The following is a 21,420-nucleotide window of genomic DNA, read 5'->3' on the forward strand; positions in this document are numbered from 1 at the left end:
TCCTCCTAAAGCACAGGGCTTCGCCGGTCAGTTTGCCGACGGACCCAGCTGTGAAACAGGCGCATTTCCTCCGCGAACAAGTCTGCATCACGTGAGGCGCAAGGGCAAGGTGGGGGAGAATGGTAGCTGAATTGCGTGTGGCAGACTTACCGGGGCTTTCTAGAAATCAATCTCTACGCCTGGAAGGTTTAGTTCTTTCATCATGTCACGCAGCTCTTGCCGCGCGGCGATGTTCGAGATGTTCAGCTGTTTGACCCCGATATCCTTGAGATCCAGCAGGGTCAGGCCGCGGGGGAACAGTTCGCGGAAGATCACCCGCTCGGAAAAGCCCGACGCGACGCGGAAGCCGATGCGCTGAGACAGCATTTCAATCGCGCGCTGCATCTTTTCCTTGTTGACCATGCGCTGCGTGCCGACACGGTTGCGCACGACGACCCAGTCGATGGGTTTAAGCCCGGCCTGTGCTCGCAACTGCCGGGCGTTCCAGACCATCTCGGAATAGACCGACGGCCCGAGGATTTTCTCACCCTTAGAATCGATACGCGCCAGCAGGTCGAAATCAATGAAACTGTCGTTCAAAGGCGTGATCAGTGTGTCGGCCAGCGAATGCGCCACCTGGCTGAGGCGGGTATGCGAGCCGGGGCAGTCGATCAGGATGAAATCGCTGTCGCTTTCCAACTGGGCCACTGCGGCGGACAGGCGGTGGTCATAGATATTCTCGCCGGGTTTCAGCTTGCTGGCATCGATCTCGGGCAGGTCATGGTGGCGCGGGCTGGGCAGCTGTGTTTCCGAGCCGTTCATGAAATTGCCGCGGTTCTCGAAATAGCGCCCAAGGCTGCGTTGCCGCAGGTCCAGGTCCAGTGTGCTGACCTTGTGACCCAGACGCGCCAATGCGGTTGCCACATGCATCGACACGGTCGATTTGCCTGCGCCGCCCTTCTCGTTCCCCACTACGATAATATGTGCCATGCTTGTATTCCCACGTCCCGCCGTGCTTGCCCACACGTTGTTGTGCGCTACTATATGTTGTGGAAAGCGGGAAGGGAAGAACCCCAATCGGTGATAACAGGCTCTAATTTGGAAAACCAAGGCGTGGGCGCGGGTTAGACTGCGCGCTTGTCAAACAAGCTGCCCTGATTCACAGTTTAGAGCGGTGAATTAGGATAGGGACCGAGCTTGGACCATCTGTTTCTGAACGTTCTGAATGTGGTCCTGCCCGTGCTGATTTGTGCCGGGATCGGCTATAGTCTGGCCCTGATCAAGGCGCCCTTCGACAACAAAGTGATTGGCGGGCTTGTCTCGCGCGTGGGGTATCCGACGCTGATCATCTCGCACCTGTCCACCACCAATATAGCCGTGGATACGTTTCTGGATGTGATGGCTGCTGCCGCGCTGGCGATTGCCGGGTTTGGAGTGTTGGGATTTGCCGCTTTGAAGGCGATGCATCTGCCGGTACGGGCGTTTCTGACACCACTGATGCATGGCAACGTCGGCAATATCGGCTTGCCGATTACCCTGTTGGCATTGGGTGATGCGGGGATGGCCTATACGATGGGCTTCGTGGTTGTCGTGCTGATCAGCATCTTCACTATCGGCATGTGGATACCGGCCGGAGAGTTTTCGCCAAAGAAAATCGCTACGTCGCCGATCATCTATGCGGTGGTGGTCTCTCTGATCCTGATGGTGACAGGGTACACCCTGCCTCAGCCGGTGGCCAAGTCCTTTGATATCCTCGGAGGGCTGTCGATCCCGTTGATGCTGCTGACACTGGGCCACACACTGGCGACTTTGCAGATCAAAAGCATTGGCCGGGCTTTGATACTGACTGTAATGCATCTTGCGATGGCGGTTGTGATCGCCAGCGGTCTGGTCTGGGCGTTCGGCTTCACCGGGGCCGAACGCGGCGCAGTGATCCTGTGTTGCCTGATGCCGTCTTCGGTGGCGACCTATCTGTTCATCGACCAGCACGTGCCTGAATACGGGCCGGATGTGGCCGGTTTTATTCTGGTGTCGACTCTGAGCACGATTGTCGTGCTGCCGGTTGCGTTGTCATTTTGGATCTGACGTGCACCCTATGCGCAGAGGTAAAAATCGCTAAACTGCTGAATAATTGCGTTAAACAACCATAGTTTGAGGGCAATTTGATGCGTGACAAGTCCCCTGAAGACGTGACCCCACAGGCCCGCGCCCGTGTGGTGTTGGCGATGACGGCAATCTGTATGATGGTCGTGGGGTTTAACACCACCGCTGTCGCCACCATACTGCCCAACCTCAAGGCCGAGTTCGATCTGACCCCGTCTGGACTGCAATGGGTAATGGCGATCTATACGGTGGCCAGTGCCACGCTTGTCACCATCGTCAGCCGGTTGGGTGACATCACCGGCAAGATGGGCGTTTTTTTCTTTGGCATGATCGTTTTTGCCATCGGTTCCGCCTCGGTTCTGTTTGCGCAGGATGGGGCGATGCTGCTGTTTGGGCGCGGTGCGCAGGGCGCGGGGGCGGCGGCGCTGTTCGGGACATCGTTGTCACTGCTGACCGCCGCCACACCGGAAGAGCAGCGCGCCAGCGTCACCGGGGCTTGGGGTGCAATCGTTGGTTTGGCGATCGGCGTCGGTCCAATCGTCGGTGGGGCCTTTGGCCACTTTGTAAGTTGGCGGGCGGTTTTTGCGACCGATCTGCTGCTGCTGGCCGTGGCCTTTGCTATTGGGCTGCACGTCAGTAAAAGAAAATACGTACCCGACACGCGCCTTGCAGGGGCAAAATTCGACTATCCGGGTGCAGTTGCCATCCTCTTGTTCCTCGGGCCGCTGTCTTTTGCGCTCAGCAACGGGGAAAGCGGCGGATGGGCGACGCCGCTCACACTGGTTCCGTTGGCCATTGCGGCGGTGGCGACCGTTGTGCTGGTGATCGTCTCACGCCGCGCCGAAGACCCGCTGATCGAACTGCGATACTTCCGCCATCCGCGTTACTTCATGGCTGCGGCGGGGATGTTCTTTACCGGCTTCACGCTGTTCTGCTTCTTTGTCTATTTCAACACTTTCGTGCAGTCACCGGATGCCTTCGGGTATTCGTCAATCGGCGCCGGGCTGGCGATCATGCCGCTAAGCCTCAGCATGTTTGTCATCTCGGTCACCGCGCCGCGATTTCTGGCGCCCTACAGCTTTCAATGGCCGGTTGCGATTGGCCTTGGGGCAATGGGGATTGGGTTCCTGCTGCTGATGACGACCACGAACGCCACGCAATATGCCGAGATCTGGTGGAAACTTTTGATTGTAGGTATCGGCATGGGTATCTGCTTTTCGCTGCTGCCCCGCCTCGGTCTGCGCCTGCTGCCGGAAGAGCATGTGGGGCAGGGATCGGGAGTGATTAATGCTTGTCTCTATTTTGGAGCCACCCTGGGCGCGGTGGTCGGAGGCCTTGCAGAATCGGTAACCAAACGCCGTGGCCTGTCAGAGGTGATCGACGCGCTGCCCGCCGGATCAACCCAGCGCGAGGATCTGGCCCGCGCGCTGACCCACGGCACGCCCAGCCAGATTCAGCAGCAGATTGCGGGGATGGATCCAACGACCGGAACGGCCCTAGCCAAGGCTCTGAGGGACTTGCAGGACAACGCATTCAACAGCGCAATGCTGGTTGCCGCGATTGCAGCGCTTGTCGGAATGGCCTTGGCGCTCATGCTGCTGCGTGGGCCAGTGCCGCCGGTGCACAGCGCGGCAGAATTGACGCGCAAACCGCGCTAGGCGTGTCTGCCTACCCCCCCAAATATACCCCGCCTTTTGGGCGGTAAAACACCTTCTGGTCGTGCAGCTTGCCCAGAAGATCGTGAATGCGCCGCAGGGTGTCTTCGCGATCCGTCTGGCCGTTTTCTGCCCCATCCAACGCAGCTTGCGACAACGAGGCGACCGAGCCGCGCAACGCCGTTTCGATCAGGTCCATATCCTCGACCGACAGCTCGATCATATCATTGTACTGGGGCATATTCTGGGTCTCCGTGGTGTCTGTATATCCGTTGTGCCAATTGTAGCATTTATTGAACCTGGGCAAAATGGCACCGGTTTTGGGGCGGTGCCAACGAGGCTTGTCCATGTGCGACAGAAGTGGATGGATGACAGATTTGTATTTGTTCGAAATTGTCCGCAGTCTCAAAAGACTAATCATTTTGAAAGAAGAGACGGCTAGGGGAGATTATTCCTTTCAATCGCGAGAGACTTGCAGCCAAGGGTTGACGTGAATGACATGCAATTTAGCATCGCGAGATAGGATTGTTTTGAGAGTTAAAATGCGACACGCTTTGTTTTTGCTATTTTCCTTTTTGAGTATGGGCGTGATGCCCGCCGTGGCACAGCATCACTCGAACCACAGCTATGATGGCCTCAAAATTGGAACAGTCCGTGTGTTCGAGCGATCTCCCGGAGGCAACTTAGAATCTCGCTTTATCGGAAAGCGCAGCGGTCTGTATGTATTTGAGATCCATTCTGGGAGTGGGAGCAGCAAGGCGTACGACCGTACGATTTTCCGCAACTCCAAAGGGCAAACCGTTCGGATGGAAAGGTCCGATGGGGCGACGATACAATACGAGCCACATAACTGCTGGTTGGTCGTCGGCGAGTGTAAATACGTAGTATTTGATCGGAATGGGATTCCGGGGACGTACCGCGCAATTGGTAAGGCAACGAAAGGTGGGTTTACTCAGAAAACAGATTTCTTGAACGGATCAAAATACGACAGGTTTTCTAATACCCGGATTAAGTTTGATGACGATGGGCGAGAGACTTCGCGCCAAATTCAGCAGAACGGAAAGCGTACTCGAATTAAATTGAAGCAGGTTGTGTTGCCCTGAGAATCTTCTAGCCACTTCGGGATTAAGCAATATCAGCTAGCAAAAAAGGCCGCCCCAAAGGACGGCCTTTCGCATTTCAAACGAGTCAGGCTTAGAAGCCCAGACCTTCGTATTTCTTCTTGAACTTCGACACGCGGCCACCGGCGTCCATCAGGCGCGACGAGCCACCAGTCCACGCGGGGTGCGAGGAGGGGTCGATTTCCAGAGCCAGTTGGTCGCCTTCGGCGCCCCAGGTGGATTTCATCTGTACCACGGTGCCATCGGTCATTTTGACGTTGATGACGTGATAATCGGGATGGATGTCTTTTTTCATCTTTCCGCTCCTTACGCCTCGGCGCCAGCCTTGGGCTTGTAGTTAGTGACTTCTGCGATACGCGCGGACTTACCACGGCGCGAGCGCAGATAGTACAGTTTGGCGCGACGGACGCGGCCACGGCGGACAACGGTGATGCTGTCAATGTTGGTCGAATGCAGCGGGAACACACGCTCCACGCCTTCGCCAAACGAAATCTTGCGAACGGTGAACGAACCGGCGATGCCGCTGCCACCTTTGCGCGCGATGCAGACACCTTCATAGTTCTGCACACGGGTACGCGACCCTTCGGTCACTTTAAAGCCGACACGGATGGTGTCTCCGGCTTTGAAATCGGGGATGTCTTTCCCCAGGGCGGCAATCTGTTCCGCCTCAAGCTGTGCGATCAGGTCCATCGCAGGTTCTCCTATCTGCTCGTGGTTGGTCCACGAAGTTTGGGCACGGCCTGAGAGCTCTTGGTCTTCATCGGGTCCTGCGCACAGCCCGCCAGAGGTCAGATCGAATGTTCCTTTGGTCTGGTCCGCCCTGACACGCCTTGGCTGAAGAAAGCTAAGCGTTGCGCCATGGTGCAAACCAAAACACCGGAGTCGCGCAGTTGCGGCACCGGATTGCGCTGCTTTACGAGGTTTGCAAACAGGGATCAAGCCAAAATCGCCATATTTTCAAAGCTAGACGGTGGGTTTTCGCCATCCGAAAAATACACCGTTGCCTTGTGAGACCAATCAGGCATTCTGGAGGGAATTATATGAGCAGTTTTTAAAAACAGGAACACATCATGCGCATAGCGTTGATGCTGGCCGTCATGGCCATGGCGACTCTGTCCTGCGGTCGCAGCACTCCTCCGCCCCAACAGGTCGAGGCCAAGGCTTTTCTGGATACCACATCGCCTTCGGTCATATACCCGGCCTTCGGCGATGCCGACCCGCACGATTGGGATGGGCGACATCCCGGCCATTACCCGGTGCATGGGCTGGATGTGTCGCGCTGGCAGGGTGCGATCGACTGGCACCGGGCCAGGGCATCGGGCGTCAGTTTCGTGTTCATCAAAGCGACTGAGGGCGGCGACGTGGCCGACCCCATGTTTGACGACCACCGGCGGGGCGCACAGTCGGCGGGGGTGCCGTGGGGCGCCTACCACTACTACTATTTCTGCCGTCCGGCGCACGAGCAGGCTCGGTGGTTCATCCGGAACGTGCCCAGGGGCGCTGACCTGCCGCATGTGCTGGACATGGAGTGGACTCCACATTCCAGAACCTGCAGGCTGCGCCCCGAAGGCGCCACGGTTCGCGCCGAAGCCGAACGTTTCCTCGATATTCTCGAACGCCACTACGGGCGGCGGCCTATCGTCTACACAACGGTGGATTTTTACGACGACACCGATATTGGCCGCTTGCCAGGAACCGAATTCTGGCTGCGGTCCGTTGCCGGGCATCCACACAAAGTCTACCCCAGAGCCTCTTGGCGGTTCTGGCAGTATACCGGAACAGGTTTGGTGCCAGGTGTTCAGGGCAAGGTGGATATCAACACGTTCAACGGCCACCCCGAGACATGGGCGCGTTGGAAGGCGGGTGGTTAGTCGCGGGACTTTCGATAAGCTTCCCACAGATCAGGGCGTCGTTCCTGGGTGATCTTTTCGGACATCTCGTGCCGCCACTCGGCAATGCGCCCATGGTGGCCGGACATCAGGATATCGGGGATCGGCCGACCCTTCCACTCGGCGGGGCGGGTGTATTGCGGATGTTCCAGGAGGCCCGAGGAAAAGCTCTCTTCCTCGGCTGAGGCCTGATTGCCCAGCACGCCGGGGATCAGACGCACCGTCGCGTCGATCAGCGCCTGCGCCGCGATCTCGCCGCCGGTCATGACGAAATCACCCAAGGAGACTTCTTGCACGCCGTAATGTTCCAGCACGCGTTCGTCGACACCTTCGAAACGACCGCACAACAATGTCATGCCGTCACAGCGCGCCAGGTTCTGCATCATGCGCTGGTCCATCCGGCGACCGCGGGGGCTCAGATAGACCAACGGCCAGTTGCCGCGAATATCCGCCATCGTGTGTTCGATCGCTTCCCCCAGCACATCGGCACGCAGCACCATGCCCGCGCCACCGCCTGCGGGCGTGTCATCCACATTGCGGTGCTTGCCGACACCGAATTGGCGGAGGTCGACGGTTTCCAATTGCCAAAGACCTTCCTGCAGGGCCTTGCCAGTGAGGCTTTCCCCCAGCACCCCGGGAAAGGCCGAGGGGAACAACGTGATGACTTTGGCCTTCCACACGCCATGCAGGTCCGGCGTAGGGGTCAGCAGCTCGCGCGGTTTCAGTGTCGGGCGGATCGCTTTGCGGCCGTGGGATTTACTGGGCTTGTCTGTCATGTCGTGTCGATCAGCGCGCCTTTGGCGCGTTCAATTGTCGCTTTCTTCTGTTCGATCAGAGCAGCCTCGTCCAGACGCGAGCGGTTCAGATCCAGCAGTTCTGCCAGAGCATCTTCCGGCAGGCGACTGTTGACCTTTGTGGGCGGCACCAGCAGCTTGGCCTTGTCGCTGGGCAGGTTCAGATACTCGGCAAACGGAGTGCCGGGGCCATAACGCCGCAGCTGCAGTTCTTCAAGCCATTCGTCAACAACAGTAACCGACGGTAGCCGGTCCCGGATCTGATCTACCGTGTCCTGCAAGGGCGGCAGATGATCCAGATTCGATCGAAAAGTTTCAAAGTCGTGGACCTGGCGAATGCGTTCCAGATCATGTGCCCAAAGGCTGCGCAACCAGCCGCCTCGTTGGCGTAAGGACAGATAGATCGTGATCTCGAGCTCTTGCCCGGAAAAGCGATGGCGGATTTCATCCACCAGACAAGCTGCAAGCTCTGGTGCGGCTGCGTAACCGTTTTCGGTATTGCGGCTGGGGCGTCGACCGGCGAAGTTCTCCTCGCTGAGGATCAGCCCGCGTTTGTCGCCGAAATCCAACGTCTCCAGAAACTCTCGCAATAGGATTCCGTACTCGGACAAGGTGCCGACGGTGCCGTAAATCGAGTGATTGGTTGCCGCCCGCGACAGACCGGACTTGCGGGTGCGATAGGGTAGCACCAGTGCAAAATGCGGCCAGATCAATTCGCGATTGCCATAGAGAAAAGACTGTGCTGCCGTGGTTCCGGTTTTGTGCAGACCCAGATGCAGCAGGACGCGGCGCATTAGATCAGCCCTTCGGGCGGATCGGCGATGATGCGCCCCTTGTCCAGATCGACGGTTGGAACCGCCTCCAGGGTGAAAGGCAGCAGAACGGTGGCCTTCAGGCCTGGCCCGTGCAGTTCCAACAGGTCGGCCGCACCGTGGTTCTGCACCGATTTGACCCGACCCAGCAGCGTGCCGCCAGTATCGTAAACCTCAAGGCCGATCAGATCAGTGTGGTAGAACTCGTCATCCGGAAGAGAAGGCAGTTGATCACGCCGGGCAAACAGACGCAGGCCTTTCAGGGCGTCGGCCTCTTCCTTGGTTTCAACTCCGCCAAGATTTGCTGCAAATCCGTTCTTGATCGTGCGGGTCAGAACCAGCGGAAAGCGCTTCACGCCGGTTTCATCCGTCAGGGGCGAGTAAGCCTCGATATCTTCCGGGATTGCGCAATAGCTTTTCAGGCGCACTTCGCCGCGCACACCATAAGAGCCCGCAATGCTGCCCACGCAGATCAGATCACTCATTTGGCTTGTCCACTGTCACACAAAGCCCATCCAGCCAGTTCCCCCGCGTGGCGCAGGCCTCGCGTTGGTTACTGCGTTCAAAGAACACGCCCACAATAAATGCGATCAACAACAGGATGGGAAGCCGTATCAATCCGAACATCTGCCTATCGCACCTCGATGGGTAGGGTGTCGTAACGGGATTCCCAGCCTACAGTTTCCAGCTCCGGCGTGTCTGACATCTCTTCCGGCCAGCCGACGCAGAAATAGCCGATCAGGCGCCAGCCATCCGGAACGTTCAGGTCACGGGTCATCTTAACGGGGTCCAGAATGGATACCCAGCCCAGGCCCAGCCCTTGGGTGCGCAGGGCCAACCAGAACAGCGTGATAGCAGAAACGACGGAATAGCGCCGCGCCTCTGGCATCGTACCTGCACCAAGACCTTGCCCCTTGCCGGTGGTGTCGTCGCAAAACACGGCCAATTGCACGGGGGCTTCCTGCATCCCCGACAGCTTCAGACTACTGTAGATTTGTGCTTTCTCGCCGGAATACCCGGCCAGGGATTCGGCATTTGCAGCTTGGAAATTCTTCAGCGCCGCTGCCCGCGCGACCGCGCTTTCGACGCGGATAACACGCCAGGGCTCACTTAGCCCCACCGAAGGGGCCAGGCGAAATGCGTCGAGGCAGCGCGTCAGCACTGCCTCGTCCACGGGATCGGTGCGGAACCGACGCACATCACGCCGGAGCCGCATCAGCAGATCGAACTGCGTGCGAAAATCGTCGCTGAAAGTTTGATCCTGCACGCGCTCGCCCGCTTATTCTTCTGCGGTTGCTTCTTCAGCCGGTGCAGCGGCAGCTTCAGCGGCCTTTGCAGCTTTTTCTTCCGCGCGTTCCTGAGCTTTCTTGCCCGGGGTGCCCTTGTTGGGGTTGTTGCGCTCGGCTTTTTTACGGCTGCCGGCAGCTTCCAGCATACGTGCGATACGGTCGGTGGGCTGGGCGCCCTGGTCCAGCCAGTATTGAATGCGTTCCATGTCCATCTTCACGCGCTCTTCGCTGTCTTTCGGCAGCAGCGGGTTGTAGGTGCCCAGTTTCTCGATGAAACGGCCGTCGCGGGGCATGCGGCTGTCAGCAGCCACGATGCGGTAGAAGGGACGTTTTTTCGAGCCGCCGCGGGCGAGACGAATTTTCATTGCCATGGTGGTATCTCCTTTGGATGGCGTTTACCGGGAATTGCCCGGTTAGTTCTGGTGTTTCTTATGGTGTCGGATGACTTCCTGAATGATGAAATTCAGGAAAGCCTTGGCAAAGTCAGGGTCCAGATTGGCCTGTTTCGCCAGGTCTTCTAACCGTGCGATCTGCGCAGCCTCGCGCGAGGGATCGGACGGGGGAAGGTCGTGTTCGGCCTTGAGCTTGCCAACGGCCTGCGTGTGCTTGAACCGCTCGCCCAACGTGTAGACAAGGATCGCGTCCAGTCGATCGATGCTTTCGCGGTGCTCCTTCAACAGCGCGGCGGCCCGCGTCACGGGGTTGGTCATTGGCCGGTCCTCTCAGCGGTCAAAGCGGTATGGGTCATGCGTAAGCCTCCATGCCGCCATTCACCAGATCGGCGGGGGCGGGGTGACGCCAGATTTCAGTGGTGCCGAATTTGGGGTGTTCATAGTGATAATCGAGCTTGGCGCCCAACCGCTCGGCAACGGCTTTGCTTGCGCGGTTTTTCGGGTCGATCAGCGAGATTGCGGTTTCCCAACCCAGCACGTCATAGGCGTGCGCGCGTGCGGCTAACGCGGCCTCGGTCGCGTAACCTTTGCCAGTGGCAAAATTCATCAGCGTCCAGCCAACCTCGGGCTCGGGCCAGCCGTCGGGGAACCACAGTCCGACACGGCCGACATAAATGCCGGTATCTTTTTCCTCGACGCCCCAAAAGCCAAAACCCCGAATGGCCCAATGGCCAAGCAGCATTGCGATGGATCGCCATGTTTCATCCCGACGCAGCGGGCCGCCAACATATTTAGCGGCGTCCGAGGCGAAAAACTCTGCCTCAGCGTCAAGATCAGCCACAGACGGTGCACGCATGATCAGACGCTCGGTCTCAAGCCGGGGGATATGAGGTTCAAGGGCTGACATGATTACTTCTTCTTACCAAAGCCGCTGAGCCCCGGGGGTAGTCCCATACCGCCACCCATACCGGGCAGGCCACCGGGCATCTTGCCACCCATGGCCTTGGCTGCCTGTTCCAGCGCCTTGGGGTCCATGCCCGCGGCCATTTCTTCAGGGCTGGGGCCGCCTTTGCCGAACATGCCCTTCATGGCCTGTTTCAGCATTTTGCCTTTACCCATCTTACCCATCTTTTTCATCATGTCCGACATCTGCCGGTGCATCTTGAGCAGCTTGTTGAGGTCGCTGACCTCCATTCCAGAACCGGCTGCGATGCGTTTCTTACGGCTCGCCTGCAGCAGTTGCGGGTTGGCGCGTTCGCGTTTGGTCATGGACTGGATCATGGCGATCTGCTGGCGCAGGATCTTGTCGTCCAGACCTGCCTGATCCATCTGCTTGGTCATCTTGTTCATGCCCGGCATCATGCCCATCATGCCCTGCATGCCGCCCATCTGGATCATCTGTTCCAGCTGCATCTTGAGGTCGTTCATGTTGAACTGACCTTTGACCATGCGCTTCATCATGCGCTCGGTCTGTTCCATCTCCATCGTTTCCTGGGCTTTTTCGACCAGGGCGACGATGTCACCCATGCCCAGAATACGACCGGCGATCCGGTCCGGCTCGAAGGTTTCAAGCGCGTCCATCTTCTCGCCCAGACCGACAAAGCGGATCGGTTTGCCGGTGACTGCGCGCATCGACAGGGCCGCACCGCCGCGCCCGTCACCGTCCATCCGGGTCAAAACCACACCCGAGATGCCAACTTTGGCGTCGAACTCTTCGGCAACCTCCACGGCGACCTGACCAGTCAGGCCGTCGACGACCAGCAGCGTCTCGCGCGGATCAACCGCGTTACGGACCTGCTCGACTTCGTCCATCAGAACTTCGTCAATATGCAGACGGCCCGCGGTGTCGAGCATGTAGACGTCGTAGCCGCCCAGCGTCGCCTGTTGTTTGGCACGCTTAGCGATGTCGACCGGCTTCTGGCCGGGAACGATCGGCAGAGTATCAACGCCGACCTGCGTGCCCAGTACCGCCAACTGATCCATCGCCGCCGGGCGATAGACGTCGAGCGAGGCCATCAGGACCTTCTTACCTTCTTTCTCTTTCAGGCGCTTTGCCAGCTTACCGGTTGTGGTCGTCTTACCCGAGCCCTGCAGACCGACCATCAGGATCGGGGCAGGTGGATTGTCGATCTTCAGCTTGCCGGGGTCTTCTTCGCCACGCAGGGTATCAACCAGCGCGTCGTGCACGATCTTGACGACCTGCTGACCGGGAGTGATCGACTTGGTAACGGCCTGACCGGTCGCCTGTTCCTGAACCTTCTTGACGAATTCACGGGCAACCGGCAGCGAAACGTCAGCCTCAAGTAGTGCAACGCGAACTTCGCGCAGGGCGGTTTTGACGTCTTCCTCGGACAGGGCGCCCTGCTTAGTCAGCCGGTCAAAGACGCCGGAAAGGCGTTCGGATAGATTTTCAAACATGCCTTCGGCCTCCTATGCCGGTTTTCTGATGGCGTGCCCTAGATAGGATGCGCCGGTTAAATGCACAAACGCCCCCACGGGCGAAACTCGCTGGTGGGGGGCGATCCCTGAACGGCTCAAGGGACCGGAAGATCATACGCTTCCGGATGTTTGGAGGGGATTTAGGCGGATTGGCTGTCGGAGTCAACCTCGCGCGCCGGAAGCCATGCATTGACCGCATCGACCATCCGCTGCGTGCCGCGCCCGCTGACATAGACTTCGACAATCGGGTGGCGTCCGGCGCTCATGCCCTTTTCCAGGATCAAAACGGGACGATGCATCTTGGACGTGGTCCTGTCGCGAGTCGAGGTGGTGGTTTCCACCTCGGCATGGGACAGGTTCGACAGCTCATGTTCTACAGTGTCATATCCAAAGATTGATTGGCGACGGATCAAAACGCTATTGCTGTTGCGGTTCATTATGACCTGAACGCGGCGCACAAAGACGCAGAACGCACCAAAGCCCAACCCACCACCAAACAGAGCAAAGACAATGCCGAAAAACACGCCCTCACCCCCTTCGTTGGCCATGAAGAAGCCTGCGCCGACAAAGCATAGGATAAAGGTGACCAACATGATGCCGATCAGCCAGGGAGTGTTGGACAAGATCAATTGGTTTGGGGTGTTGCGCGTCACTTTCATGACGGCACGCTAACACTGAATTCTGGCGCTGTCGTGGCTTGAATTCATCCTCGTGTTGCGCGATGAGCGCGCTAAACAGGAGGTTCCCATGGACGCATCATCTGCTTTTCAGGATACTTTGCCGCTCAGCTCTGACGCGCTGTTGGCGCGATTAGATGAATGGGGATTGGCTTATCTGCTGCATACTCATGTCCCGTTGCGCACAGTCGAAGACTCCAAGGCAGTAGAAGATCAGTTCATGGTGCCGGGCGAAAACGCTCTGCGGTTGAAGAACCTGTACCTGCGGGACAAGAAAAAGCGGAACTATCTCGTGACGCTGGAGCAAAGCCGCGAGATTGACCTCAAGTCGCTGGGGGCGGAACTGGGCGTGGGCAACCTGTCCTTCGGTTCGGCGGACCGATTGCTGCAGAACCTCGGTATCCGGCCCGGTGCGGTCAGTCCGCTGGCGATGATCAACGGGGTGAAGAACGATGTGCGGTTCTTCATGGACAGCGCGGCGCGGCAGGTGGATGTCATCTACATGCATCCGCTGGTCAATGACCGCACCGTTGCGATGGCACGGGCCGATCTGATCGCGTTTTTTGACCGGGTTGGCTGTGAGGTGACTTGGCTGTCCTGATCAGTCCTGCAGCGCTTCTTTAAGTGCGGCGGTAACGTGCGCGGCAGAAGGATTGATGAACAGATGCCCGTCTGCCATAAACACCGGGTCGTCCAGATGGTCGGGGAAGGCCAAAGGAAGCTCGGTGCAAGCCAGTAGGATAGCGGTTCCCGGCGCAGCGTGGTCGTTGCAGAAAGCCAGCAACCGAGCGCGGGCGGTCTCAGAGGCACCGCCATAAAATTCACTGTCGATCATGGCTTGCATCTCGGCAATTTCAGGTTCGGGCAGGCGTTCAATGGCGGTGATACCCTCTTTGGCGAGGCGGTCAGCGTAGTCAGTCGCCTGCATGGTCACAGCCGTTCCCAGAACCAACGCCTTGGAGGCACCGGATGAGGCAGTGGCCTCGGCCGTTGCATCGAATATGCTGAGAATTGGCATCGAAACGCCTTGCCGGATCGCGTGAAAACGTGTGTGGGGTGTGTTTGACGCAATGATTCCAAAGTCGCAGCCTGCACGTTCCAGCGTCAAAAGGGCCTCGCGGAAGACTGCGTCGAAACCAGCCCAACTGTTTTCGTCTCCGGCCACCCCGCGCAGAGCCCGGGTTTTGGCCTGTGTGACAGATTCAATTGTCATGGGTGGAATGGGAAGTGGGGAGCCGTGACCCCGTTCGGCGAAATGCTTGCCTGCACCTTCGGCAATTGCCCGGTAATAGTCTACGGTCGAAGCCCAGCCCACACCGCCCAGAATACCGATTTTCTTCATGTTAAGCGCCCAGCCTGACAAATCCCCTTCGGGCGCAGACTGGACGTTTGAGAGTGTAAAAGCCAGAGGGTTTATGCCGCCAACTCGGTCACGGCTTTATGGGCGTTGGCCAGTGTGGTCTCGGCGTCGAGGGCCATCTGGTCGGCGGCAACAACATCAACATCATGAATGCCGATAAAGCCCAGCACGTGTTTGGCGTAGTTGGTGGCAAAATCTATCTCGGACCCGACGGCGGTACCACCCGAGGCAATGGCCAAAACCGCGCGTTTGCCTTCCAGCAGGCCTTCAGGGCCGTTTTCCGTGTAGGAAAAGGTCAACCCAACGCGCGCAACCAGATCGATCCAGGCTTTGAACGCAGCCGGTACAGAGAAATTGTAGATCGGCAGGCCGACGACAATTGTATCTGCCTCTCGCAATTCGTTAACCAGCGTGTCCGACAGCACCAGTTGGTCGCGCTGGGTCTCATCCCGTTGATCTGCCGGTGTGAAGTTGGCGTTGATCCAGTCTTCGGTCAGCAAGGGCAGGGGGCTTGCCAGATCACGGCGGATGATGCGGGCGGCGCCCAGATGTTTGACGATACGGTCGGACAGATCTCGGGTTGCAGACCCCGCGCGGCGGGCCGAGGCGTCGATATGCAGGATGGTATTGGGCATTTCACTTGGTCCTTGTAGATAGGGATTTCTCGTCTGGCCCCAATATGGATATTGCGTACATGAACAAAACTCGGATACATCAACAGTTGATGTTGGAAATTGCACAGTGGTGGTGATGCCGTGGACAATTGGGACGAAGTAAGAACCGCCTATCAGGTAGCCCGCATGGGTACCGTCAGCGGCGCGGCCGAGGTGCTGGGCGTGCACCATGCGACGGTGATCCGACATATTGATGCGATTGAGGCGCGGTTGGGCACCAAGCTGTTCCAGCGTCACGCGCGTGGCTACACCCCGACCGAGGCCGGAGAAGACCTGTTGCGCGTGGCACAGGCGACCGAAGACCAGTTCAACCAACTGGTCGGGCGGATGAAGGGGCGTGGCGATGACGTCTCGGGTGAATTGGTCGTGACATCTCTGTCGTCATTGGCGCCCCTCGTAGTGCCGGTGCTCAGCGAGTTCCAACGCCTGCATCCGGGTCTGATCGTGCGCTACCTGACCGGAGATCGCCTGTTCCGTCTGGAATACGGTGAAGCTCATGTGGCTATTCGCGCGGGTTCGGCCCCGGATCAACCGGACAATGTGGTGCAACCGTTCATCACGCAAGAGATCGGCCTGTTCGCCAGCAAGGATTATGTGGATCGCCATGGGACACCCTCGAGCGTCGAGGATTTCAGCAACCATCAATTCGTCAGTACCGACGACGAAAACAGCCGCGCGCCGTTTTCCCGGTGGTTGCGCGCGACAGTACCTGCAGAGAACATCACCTTTCGCTGTACCAACAACTTCTGCATCCGCGAGGCGGTTTTGTCCGGTGCCGGGATCGGCTTCATGGCCCGCTGGGAAGCGGCCCGTGACCCCAATCTGATCGAAGTGGTCGACCCGCTTTCGGAATGGTTCGGGAACCTGTGGCTGGTCACTCATGTGGACCTGCACCGCACAACCAAGGTTCAGAGTTTTCTGACATATTTGAAAGAGCAATCCAAAGGCTGGCTGGAGTGAGCCCTCAGGCACAGGGCCATCTGGCCATGCTTGTGTTTTCAACCTTGGTGGCGGGTAGCTTTTCACTGGGCGCGCTGATCGCCAATCAGATCGCACCCGAGGCGATCACGGCGGCGCGGTTTCTGATCGCCTCCGTCGTGATTGGTGTTGCGGCAATGATGACCACTGGCTTGCCGCGTAGTGCAGCACAGTCTCCGTGGCGCTATCTGGTGCTGGGCGGGTTGTTTGCCACTTACTTTGTCCTGATGTTCTACGGTCTAAAGACAGCGCCCCCGGTCAGTGCCGCAGCCGTGTTCACGCTGACCCCGGTGATGTCGGCCATGGCAGGGTGGGTGTTATTGCGGCAGGTCACGACGCCCCGGATGGCCTTGGCCCTTACGGTGGGCGCGATGGGTGCGCTTTGGGTTATTTTCCGGGCGGATTGGCAGGCTTTCACCGCATTCCAGATCGGAGGCGGCGAGATTATCTATTTCTGGGGTTGCGCGGCGCATGCGGTTTACACGCCGATGGTGCGCAAGTTGAACCGGGGCGAACCGGCGGTGGTGTTCACCTTTGGCACTCTCGTGGCGGGCTGCGTTTTGCTGACGCTCTATGGTTGGTCTGACATTCGGGCGACCGATTGGACCAACCTGCCGCTGATCGTCTGGCTTGGTCTGCTTTATGTCTCGATATTTGCCACCGCGGCCAGCTTTGTCCTGGTCCAGTTCGCTACATTGCGGCTGCCCTCGGCCAAAGTGATGGCTTATACTTATCTAACGCCCAGCTGGGTGATACTGTGGGAAATCGCGCTGGGTCAGCAGCCGCCTCCGCTGCTGGTTGTTGTTGGGGCAATCCTGACCATCGTCGCGCTTGTGCTGCTGCTGAAAACCGAAGAACAGCGCCGCATAGCGAACCCGGTGTCCGAATGAAGCTTGCTTTCCCGCAAAATTATGCCGGCGTCGGACACAGGTGGCACGCAGGCACAAGATGACGAAATCAGCATTTTTCTTGATCGCGGTGGCAGGATTGGCTGCCTGTACTCCGCCCGGACCCGGCACCAGGGATTCAGAGGCCGATCTGCGCGGCAGTTGCGAGGCGCTTGTCTCGGCTGAAACCGGGGTGAGACCCGAAGGCGTTTCTGCGGTTTCAACCCAGAACGATCCTACAGGCTCCGTAACGACGGTGTCCGTGGTCGGCGCCCAGGCACCGTGGCTCTGTCGGGCGGACCCGTTCGGAGTTATTACCGGCGTGGAATACAGTCAGGAAGGGTAGGCCGAATCAGGTGCTCCGCCCTGCCGTTGAGGCAGATCAAGGCCGATACATGCGAATATCCTTATGCTTTGGGCTGAGGAGGAATTCGCTATGTATACTCACATCATGTTCCCTGTTGACCTGCATCTTCCGCCAGAGGTCCGCAAAGCTGCCGATGTTGCAGCTGAGGTTGCCAAATGGCAGGGCGCCAAGATTACAGTTGTCAGCGTAACGGGAACTCAGCCTGGTGATCCGGTTCAGACGGACGCAAAGATCAACGAAGACCTGCGCGCTTTCGCTGACCAGCTTGCCAAGAACAGTGGAACGGAAGTCGCATGTCGAAATATCCATTCCGTCGATGTCGCGGCTGAGGTCGATGGTGATTTGGCTCGCGCTGCCGAGGAAATCGGTGCCGACCTGATTGTCGCGGGCACCCATGCGCCGCGGATCACGGACTATATCTTTTCAAGTCATGCCGGATATCTGGCCAATCACGCCAAGGTTTCAGTCTTTGTGGTGCGTTAGGTCCTGCTAGGGCTCTTCGACTGCGGGCAGCTCGGTTTCCAGAAACCGCTCGAATGCATCCAGATTGACCGGTTCGAACTGCCCGAACCCTTGCATCCAGACAGACGCCGCACGCAGGGCGTCGGGTTCCAGCTTGCACCATTTCACCCGTCCGCGCTTTTCCTGACTGATCAGCCCTGCCTTGGTCAGGATGACCAGATGTTTTGAGATCGCCGCAAGCGACATCTCGAACGGTTCAGCCACATCGGTGACGGCCATGTCATCCTCAAGCAGCATCGCCAGAATGGCGCGGCGCGTGGGGTCGGCAAGGGCCGCGAATACGGTGTCGAGATCTTTGGACATGCCTCCGCTGAACCACAGTGCCCGGGTTTGGTCAACCATTTGGTTGAATATGCGGATTCAATGCATTTGAACGGGACAGAAAGGGTCAGGCGGTTTTGACTTGCGCGGCGCCAGATGAAAAATCAATTTAAAACAATACGCTAAGCTGCGGCAATTGGGGCGCTCAACGTCGTTGACTCTGCGCCCTTCGCCCCTTAGCACCGTGCCCAAGACTGAGCGAGGAAAACGCCCGTGACCGACGACGACCAAAAGCAGCGTATGGCGCAGCTGGAGGCCAAGATCGAGGCGGCGAAAAAGGCGAAAGAGCCCAAACCTCGCGCGGACGCTGACGTCTCGGGCGGCGAGCTTGCCTGGCGGATGGTCATCGAAATGGTATCCGGTCTGGGGATCGGATTTGGCATCGGATACGGGCTGGACAGCCTGCTCGGGACAATCCCGATCTTTCTGGTGCTGTTCACATTGCTGGGCCTTGTCGCGGGCGTGAAGGTTATGCTCCGCAGCGCGAAAGAGGTCCAAGAGAAACAAACGGCTGCAAACGCGGCCGAGAAGGACGAGAGGGACTGAACGTGGCAAGCGAGACCACCGCAGCAGAAGGCAGCAGCCTGGTATTCCACCCGATGGACCAGTTCATCGTTAAGCCGCTGTTTGGCGACGGAGCGGTCGGCATGTTCACGGTCACCAACGTGACCCTGTGGCTGTTCTTGGCAGTATTGGCTGTCGCTGCTCTGCTGGTTCTGCCCACGTCCAAGCGCGCGATTGTGCCTAGCCGGATGCAGTCGATCGCGGAACTGACCTACGGCTTCATTTACAAGATGCTGGAAGACATCTGCGGCAAGGAAGGCGTCAAGTTCTTCCCCTATGTCATGACCCTGTTCATGTTCATCGTCAGCGCAAACTTCCTGGGCCTGATCCCGACCTCATTCACCACCACGTCGCACTTCGCGGTCACCATTCCGCTGGCGCTGGCTGTGTTCCTGACCGTGACCATTCTGGGTTTCGTCAAGAACGGTGCTGCATTCCTGGGCCTGTTCTGGGTCTCCAGCGCGCCGCTGGCGCTGCGCCCGATCCTGGCGATCATCGAGCTGATCTCGTACTTCGTACGTCCGGTCAGCCACTCCATTCGTCTTGCTGGTAACGTCATGGCTGGCCACGCGGTTATCAAGGTTTTCGCAGGCTTCGCCGCGGTCGCCGTGATCTCGCCCGTGTCCGTTCTGGCAATCACCGCAATGTATGGCCTCGAGGTCTTGGTGGCCTTTATCCAGGCCTACGTATTCACCATTCTGACCTGTGTATATCTGAAAGATGCGCTGCATCCTTCGCACTAAGGTCCGATACCCCAACATCGAAACTTCCAATTCGTAAGGAGATACATCATGGAAGGCGATCTCGCACACATCGGCGCAGGCCTGGCAGCAATCGGTTCCGGCGCAGCCGCAATCGGGGTGGGCAACGTTGCAGGCAACTTCCTGGCCGGCGCTCTGCGCAACCCTTCGGCGGCTGCTTCGCAGACCGCGACCCTGTTCATCGGTATCGCATTCGCAGAAGCCCTGGGGATCTTCGCATTCCTGGTCTCGCTGCTGCTGATGTTCGCCGTCTAATCTGCGGAACCTGATCCTTACGCGCAGGTGGGTCCAAGCCATAGCGGCCCACCTGTTGTAAAGACAACGTTCCGACGGAGGACATCATGGCGACTGAACCCATTAGCGAAGAAGTAGTAGGCGCGTGCGTCGACTCGCATGGCTCTGCCATCGGGATGCCGCAGCTCTGCTTCGATTGGTTCCCCAACCAGATTTTCTGGCTGGTCATCACGCTGGTCGTCATCTTTCTGGTCCTGTCCCGCGTGGCTCTGCCTCGCATCGCGGCAATCCTGGCTGAGCGTCAGGGGACCATTACAAATGACCTGGCTGCGGCCGAAGATCTGAAGGCCAAGGCGGTCGAGGCCGAAGAGGCCTATAACAAAGCGCTGGCCGATGCCCGTTCTGAGGCACAGCGTATCGCAGCGGAAGCCCGCGCCGAAATCCAGTCTGGTCTGGATGACGCGATTGCCAAAGCGGACGCGGAAATCGCTGCAAAGGCGGCTGAATCGGAAAAGGCAATTGCCGACATCCGTGCCGGTGCGCTGGAAAGCATTCAAGTGGTTGCCAAGGATACGGCGGCTGAACTGGTCACCGCACTGGGCGGCGAGGCGGATGCCAAAGCCATCAACAGTGCCGTAGACGCGCAGACGAAAGGATAAGTGACATGCGGAACACTCTTGCCCTTATCCTGACCGTTGGTGCCGCCAGCCCGGCATTTGCCGCAAGCGGCCCGTTCTTCTCGCTTGGCAACACTGACTTTGTGGTCCTTCTGGGCTTCATCGTTTTCATCGCGGTCCTGTTCTATTTCAAGGTACCGGGCCTGATCGGTGGTGCGCTGGACAACCGCGCCGCGGGCATCAAGTCCGAACTGGAGGAAGCTCGCGCCCTGCACGAAGAAGCGCGCAGCCTGCTGGCCTCGTACGAGCGCAAGCAGCGCGAAGTGCAGACGCAGGCGGATGCCATCGTGGCGGCTGCGAAAGACGACGCCGCTCTGGCTGCGGAACAGGCCAAGGCCGATCTGGAAAAATCCATCGCACGTCGTCTGGCCGCTGCGCAGGACCAGATCGCATCGGCGGAAGCGTCGGCTGTGAAGGAAGTCCGCGATCAGGCCATCACCGTTGCTGTTTCTGCAGCAAACGCGGTTCTGGCCAAGCAGATGACGGCAACACAGGCGAACAAGCTGATCGACGCGGCGATTGCCGATGTAGGCGAAAAGCTGCACTAAGCTTTGCCCAGTACGAACTTTGTGCGACCCGGTAGTTTTCTGCCGGGTTTGCCATTTTTGGAACAGCCTTCTGGTCCGGAGCGACACTCGGGTTGCGCCGCCATAGCAAAGCTGGCCTTAGTCTGCGCGCGCCGACCTGTCGCTGCCAGAGAAAAACACGACTACAGCCAGCACTGTTATCCCGATCTCAACCAAAAACGTCCAGTGGTTGAGAAATGAGAGAATCCAATGCGAGTGCGTGGCCTCAACAGTTACGATTGGGTGGGAGAAGTCCGAAAGCGGCCATAGCCAGGTGATTTCACCGACGATGGAATCCAGCGCCATATGGACCAGCCCACCGGCCCCAAAATAGGCCACGACACGCCCCGCCTGCGGCC

Annotated in this window: 32 protein-coding genes; 14 read left to right on the forward strand and 18 right to left on the reverse strand. The window is 58.5% G+C overall.

The annotated features are described in order from the left end of the window. Positions 1–159: 159 nt before the first annotated feature. Complete coding sequence (locus tag ACR0IM_RS18385; protein ID WP_480594506.1) at positions 160–969, reverse strand: division plane positioning ATPase MipZ; 810 nt, start codon at positions 967–969, stop codon at positions 160–162. 207 nt (positions 970–1,176) lie between these two features. On the opposite strand from ACR0IM_RS18385, the gene ACR0IM_RS18390 reads away from it, so the two are divergent. Both ACR0IM_RS18390 and ACR0IM_RS18395 read left to right on the forward strand, forming a co-directional pair. Next, positions 1,177–2,064: an AEC family transporter gene (locus ACR0IM_RS18390; protein WP_480682794.1), complete on the forward strand. Its 888-nt coding sequence runs from the start codon at positions 1,177–1,179 to the stop codon at positions 2,062–2,064. Between the two features lie 80 nt (positions 2,065–2,144). Then, entirely contained in the window at positions 2,145–3,740 is a 1,596-nt protein-coding gene (locus ACR0IM_RS18395; protein WP_480682795.1) for an MFS transporter, read from the forward strand. A gap of 10 nt (positions 3,741–3,750) precedes the next feature. Here the strand turns inward: ACR0IM_RS18395 and ACR0IM_RS18400 are convergent, their stop codons facing one another. After that, on the reverse strand, positions 3,751–3,978 hold the full coding sequence (locus ACR0IM_RS18400; protein WP_480594509.1) for a hypothetical protein: 228 nt from the start codon (positions 3,976–3,978) through the stop codon (positions 3,751–3,753). Positions 3,979–4,279: 301 nt separating this feature from the next. On the opposite strand from ACR0IM_RS18400, the gene ACR0IM_RS18405 reads away from it, so the two are divergent. Further along, positions 4,280–4,840 carry a hypothetical protein gene (locus tag ACR0IM_RS18405; RefSeq protein WP_480682796.1) on the forward strand — a complete coding sequence of 187 codons (561 nt, stop codon included), beginning with the start codon at positions 4,280–4,282 and terminating at the stop codon, positions 4,838–4,840. Positions 4,841–4,931: 91 nt separating this feature from the next. On the opposite strand, the gene rpmE is transcribed toward ACR0IM_RS18405, so the two are convergent. After that, on the reverse strand, positions 4,932–5,153 hold the full coding sequence (gene rpmE / locus ACR0IM_RS18410) for a 50S ribosomal protein L31 (protein WP_170428949.1): 222 nt from the start codon (positions 5,151–5,153) through the stop codon (positions 4,932–4,934). Between the two features lie 11 nt (positions 5,154–5,164). Beyond that, positions 5,165–5,548: a 50S ribosomal protein L19 gene (gene rplS / locus ACR0IM_RS18415; protein ID WP_170328369.1), complete on the reverse strand. Its 384-nt coding sequence runs from the start codon at positions 5,546–5,548 to the stop codon at positions 5,165–5,167. A gap of 380 nt (positions 5,549–5,928) precedes the next feature. Between rplS and ACR0IM_RS18420 the strand changes: the two genes are divergently transcribed. Continuing rightward, positions 5,929–6,729: a glycoside hydrolase family 25 protein gene (locus tag ACR0IM_RS18420; RefSeq protein WP_480682797.1), complete on the forward strand. Its 801-nt coding sequence runs from the start codon at positions 5,929–5,931 to the stop codon at positions 6,727–6,729. Here ACR0IM_RS18420 and trmD read toward each other — a convergent pair. The 10 genes from trmD to ACR0IM_RS18470 all read right to left on the reverse strand — a co-directional run bounded on the left by trmD (position 6,726) and on the right by ACR0IM_RS18470 (position 13,132). Then, positions 6,726–7,523, reverse strand: coding sequence for a tRNA (guanosine(37)-N1)-methyltransferase TrmD (gene trmD, locus ACR0IM_RS18425; protein ID WP_480682798.1), 798 nt, complete (start codon positions 7,521–7,523; stop codon positions 6,726–6,728). The genes ACR0IM_RS18420 and trmD overlap by 4 nt on opposite strands. Then, positions 7,520–8,335, reverse strand: a complete 816-nt coding sequence (locus tag ACR0IM_RS18430) for a hypothetical protein (protein WP_480594513.1) — start codon at positions 8,333–8,335, stop codon at positions 7,520–7,522. Before ACR0IM_RS18430 ends, trmD begins: the two co-directional genes overlap by 4 nt. Next, a complete protein-coding gene (gene rimM, locus ACR0IM_RS18435; protein ID WP_480642844.1) occupies positions 8,335–8,838 on the reverse strand; it encodes a ribosome maturation factor RimM in 504 nt (167 codons plus the stop codon). Before rimM ends, ACR0IM_RS18430 begins: the two co-directional genes overlap by 1 nt. Then, positions 8,831–8,980 (reverse strand): hypothetical protein, encoded by a 150-nt coding sequence (locus tag ACR0IM_RS18440; protein ID WP_480642845.1) that lies wholly within the window; start codon positions 8,978–8,980, stop codon positions 8,831–8,833. Before ACR0IM_RS18440 ends, rimM begins: the two co-directional genes overlap by 8 nt. 4 nt (positions 8,981–8,984) lie before the next feature. After that, entirely contained in the window at positions 8,985–9,620 is a 636-nt protein-coding gene (gene bluB, locus ACR0IM_RS18445) for a 5,6-dimethylbenzimidazole synthase (protein WP_480642847.1), read from the reverse strand. Between the two features lie 12 nt (positions 9,621–9,632). Continuing rightward, complete coding sequence (gene rpsP / locus ACR0IM_RS18450; RefSeq protein ID WP_480682799.1) at positions 9,633–10,013, reverse strand: 30S ribosomal protein S16; 381 nt, start codon at positions 10,011–10,013, stop codon at positions 9,633–9,635. Positions 10,014–10,055: 42 nt separating this feature from the next. Then, positions 10,056–10,352, reverse strand: coding sequence for a chorismate mutase (locus tag ACR0IM_RS18455; protein WP_480594517.1), 297 nt, complete (start codon positions 10,350–10,352; stop codon positions 10,056–10,058). A 34-nt stretch (positions 10,353–10,386) separates the two neighbouring features. Next, positions 10,387–10,941, reverse strand: coding sequence for a GNAT family N-acetyltransferase (locus ACR0IM_RS18460; RefSeq protein WP_480682800.1), 555 nt, complete (start codon positions 10,939–10,941; stop codon positions 10,387–10,389). A gap of 2 nt (positions 10,942–10,943) precedes the next feature. Continuing rightward, the gene (gene ffh, locus ACR0IM_RS18465; RefSeq protein WP_480682801.1) at positions 10,944–12,452 is read right to left on the reverse strand and encodes a signal recognition particle protein; all 1,509 of its coding nucleotides are present in this window, start codon (positions 12,450–12,452) and stop codon (positions 10,944–10,946) included. 161 nt (positions 12,453–12,613) lie between these two features. Next, a complete protein-coding gene (locus ACR0IM_RS18470; RefSeq protein ID WP_480682802.1) occupies positions 12,614–13,132 on the reverse strand; it encodes a hypothetical protein in 519 nt (172 codons plus the stop codon). 88 nt (positions 13,133–13,220) lie between these two features. Between ACR0IM_RS18470 and ACR0IM_RS18475 the strand changes: the two genes are divergently transcribed. Next, positions 13,221–13,751, forward strand: coding sequence for a prolyl-tRNA synthetase associated domain-containing protein (locus tag ACR0IM_RS18475; RefSeq protein ID WP_480594521.1), 531 nt, complete (start codon positions 13,221–13,223; stop codon positions 13,749–13,751). Here ACR0IM_RS18475 and ACR0IM_RS18480 read toward each other — a convergent pair whose 3' ends face one another. Together ACR0IM_RS18480 and ACR0IM_RS18485 are read right to left on the reverse strand one after the other, a co-directional pair. Then, on the reverse strand, positions 13,752–14,492 hold the full coding sequence (locus ACR0IM_RS18480) for an aspartate/glutamate racemase family protein (protein WP_480594522.1): 741 nt from the start codon (positions 14,490–14,492) through the stop codon (positions 13,752–13,754). A 71-nt stretch (positions 14,493–14,563) separates the two neighbouring features. Continuing rightward, positions 14,564–15,145 (reverse strand): FMN-dependent NADH-azoreductase, encoded by a 582-nt coding sequence (locus ACR0IM_RS18485; protein ID WP_480682803.1) that lies wholly within the window; start codon positions 15,143–15,145, stop codon positions 14,564–14,566. 120 nt (positions 15,146–15,265) lie between these two features. Between ACR0IM_RS18485 and ACR0IM_RS18490 the strand changes: the two genes are divergently transcribed. From ACR0IM_RS18490 to ACR0IM_RS18505, 4 genes are all read left to right on the forward strand, one after another. Next, positions 15,266–16,144: a LysR family transcriptional regulator gene (locus tag ACR0IM_RS18490; RefSeq protein WP_480682804.1), complete on the forward strand. Its 879-nt coding sequence runs from the start codon at positions 15,266–15,268 to the stop codon at positions 16,142–16,144. Then, positions 16,141–17,052, forward strand: coding sequence for a DMT family transporter (locus ACR0IM_RS18495; protein ID WP_480682805.1), 912 nt, complete (start codon positions 16,141–16,143; stop codon positions 17,050–17,052). The genes ACR0IM_RS18490 and ACR0IM_RS18495 overlap by 4 nt, the downstream gene beginning before the upstream one ends. Positions 17,053–17,110: 58 nt before the next feature. After that, complete coding sequence (locus tag ACR0IM_RS18500) at positions 17,111–17,395, forward strand: hypothetical protein (protein ID WP_480682806.1); 285 nt, start codon at positions 17,111–17,113, stop codon at positions 17,393–17,395. A 90-nt stretch (positions 17,396–17,485) separates the two neighbouring features. Continuing rightward, positions 17,486–17,899 carry a universal stress protein gene (locus tag ACR0IM_RS18505; protein ID WP_480594527.1) on the forward strand — a complete coding sequence of 138 codons (414 nt, stop codon included), beginning with the start codon at positions 17,486–17,488 and terminating at the stop codon, positions 17,897–17,899. Positions 17,900–17,905: 6 nt separating this feature from the next. Here the strand turns inward: ACR0IM_RS18505 and ACR0IM_RS18510 are convergent, their stop codons facing one another. Continuing rightward, positions 17,906–18,241: an ArsR/SmtB family transcription factor gene (locus ACR0IM_RS18510; RefSeq protein ID WP_480594528.1), complete on the reverse strand. Its 336-nt coding sequence runs from the start codon at positions 18,239–18,241 to the stop codon at positions 17,906–17,908. 231 nt (positions 18,242–18,472) lie between these two features. Here ACR0IM_RS18510 and ACR0IM_RS18515 point away from each other — a divergent pair, with 231 nt between their 5' ends. From ACR0IM_RS18515 to ACR0IM_RS18535, 5 genes are all read left to right on the forward strand, one after another. Further along, on the forward strand, positions 18,473–18,805 hold the full coding sequence (locus ACR0IM_RS18515; protein ID WP_480594529.1) for an AtpZ/AtpI family protein: 333 nt from the start codon (positions 18,473–18,475) through the stop codon (positions 18,803–18,805). Between the two features lie 2 nt (positions 18,806–18,807). Beyond that, complete coding sequence (locus ACR0IM_RS18520) at positions 18,808–19,566, forward strand: F0F1 ATP synthase subunit A (RefSeq protein ID WP_480642861.1); 759 nt, start codon at positions 18,808–18,810, stop codon at positions 19,564–19,566. A 48-nt stretch (positions 19,567–19,614) separates the two neighbouring features. After that, the gene (locus ACR0IM_RS18525; protein WP_005981269.1) at positions 19,615–19,839 is read left to right on the forward strand and encodes a F0F1 ATP synthase subunit C; all 225 of its coding nucleotides are present in this window, start codon (positions 19,615–19,617) and stop codon (positions 19,837–19,839) included. An 86-nt stretch (positions 19,840–19,925) separates the two neighbouring features. Next, entirely contained in the window at positions 19,926–20,477 is a 552-nt protein-coding gene (locus tag ACR0IM_RS18530; RefSeq protein WP_480682807.1) for a F0F1 ATP synthase subunit B', read from the forward strand. A gap of 5 nt (positions 20,478–20,482) precedes the next feature. After that, positions 20,483–21,043: a F0F1 ATP synthase subunit B gene (locus tag ACR0IM_RS18535; RefSeq protein ID WP_480594531.1), complete on the forward strand. Its 561-nt coding sequence runs from the start codon at positions 20,483–20,485 to the stop codon at positions 21,041–21,043. A 117-nt stretch (positions 21,044–21,160) separates the two neighbouring features. Here ACR0IM_RS18535 and ACR0IM_RS18540 read toward each other — a convergent pair whose 3' ends face one another. Continuing rightward, positions 21,161–21,400 (reverse strand): hypothetical protein, encoded by a 240-nt coding sequence (locus tag ACR0IM_RS18540; protein WP_480682808.1) that lies wholly within the window; start codon positions 21,398–21,400, stop codon positions 21,161–21,163. Positions 21,401–21,420 lie beyond the last annotated feature (20 nt).

It is taken from the genome of Ruegeria sp. BF6 (genome assembly GCF_056538665.1).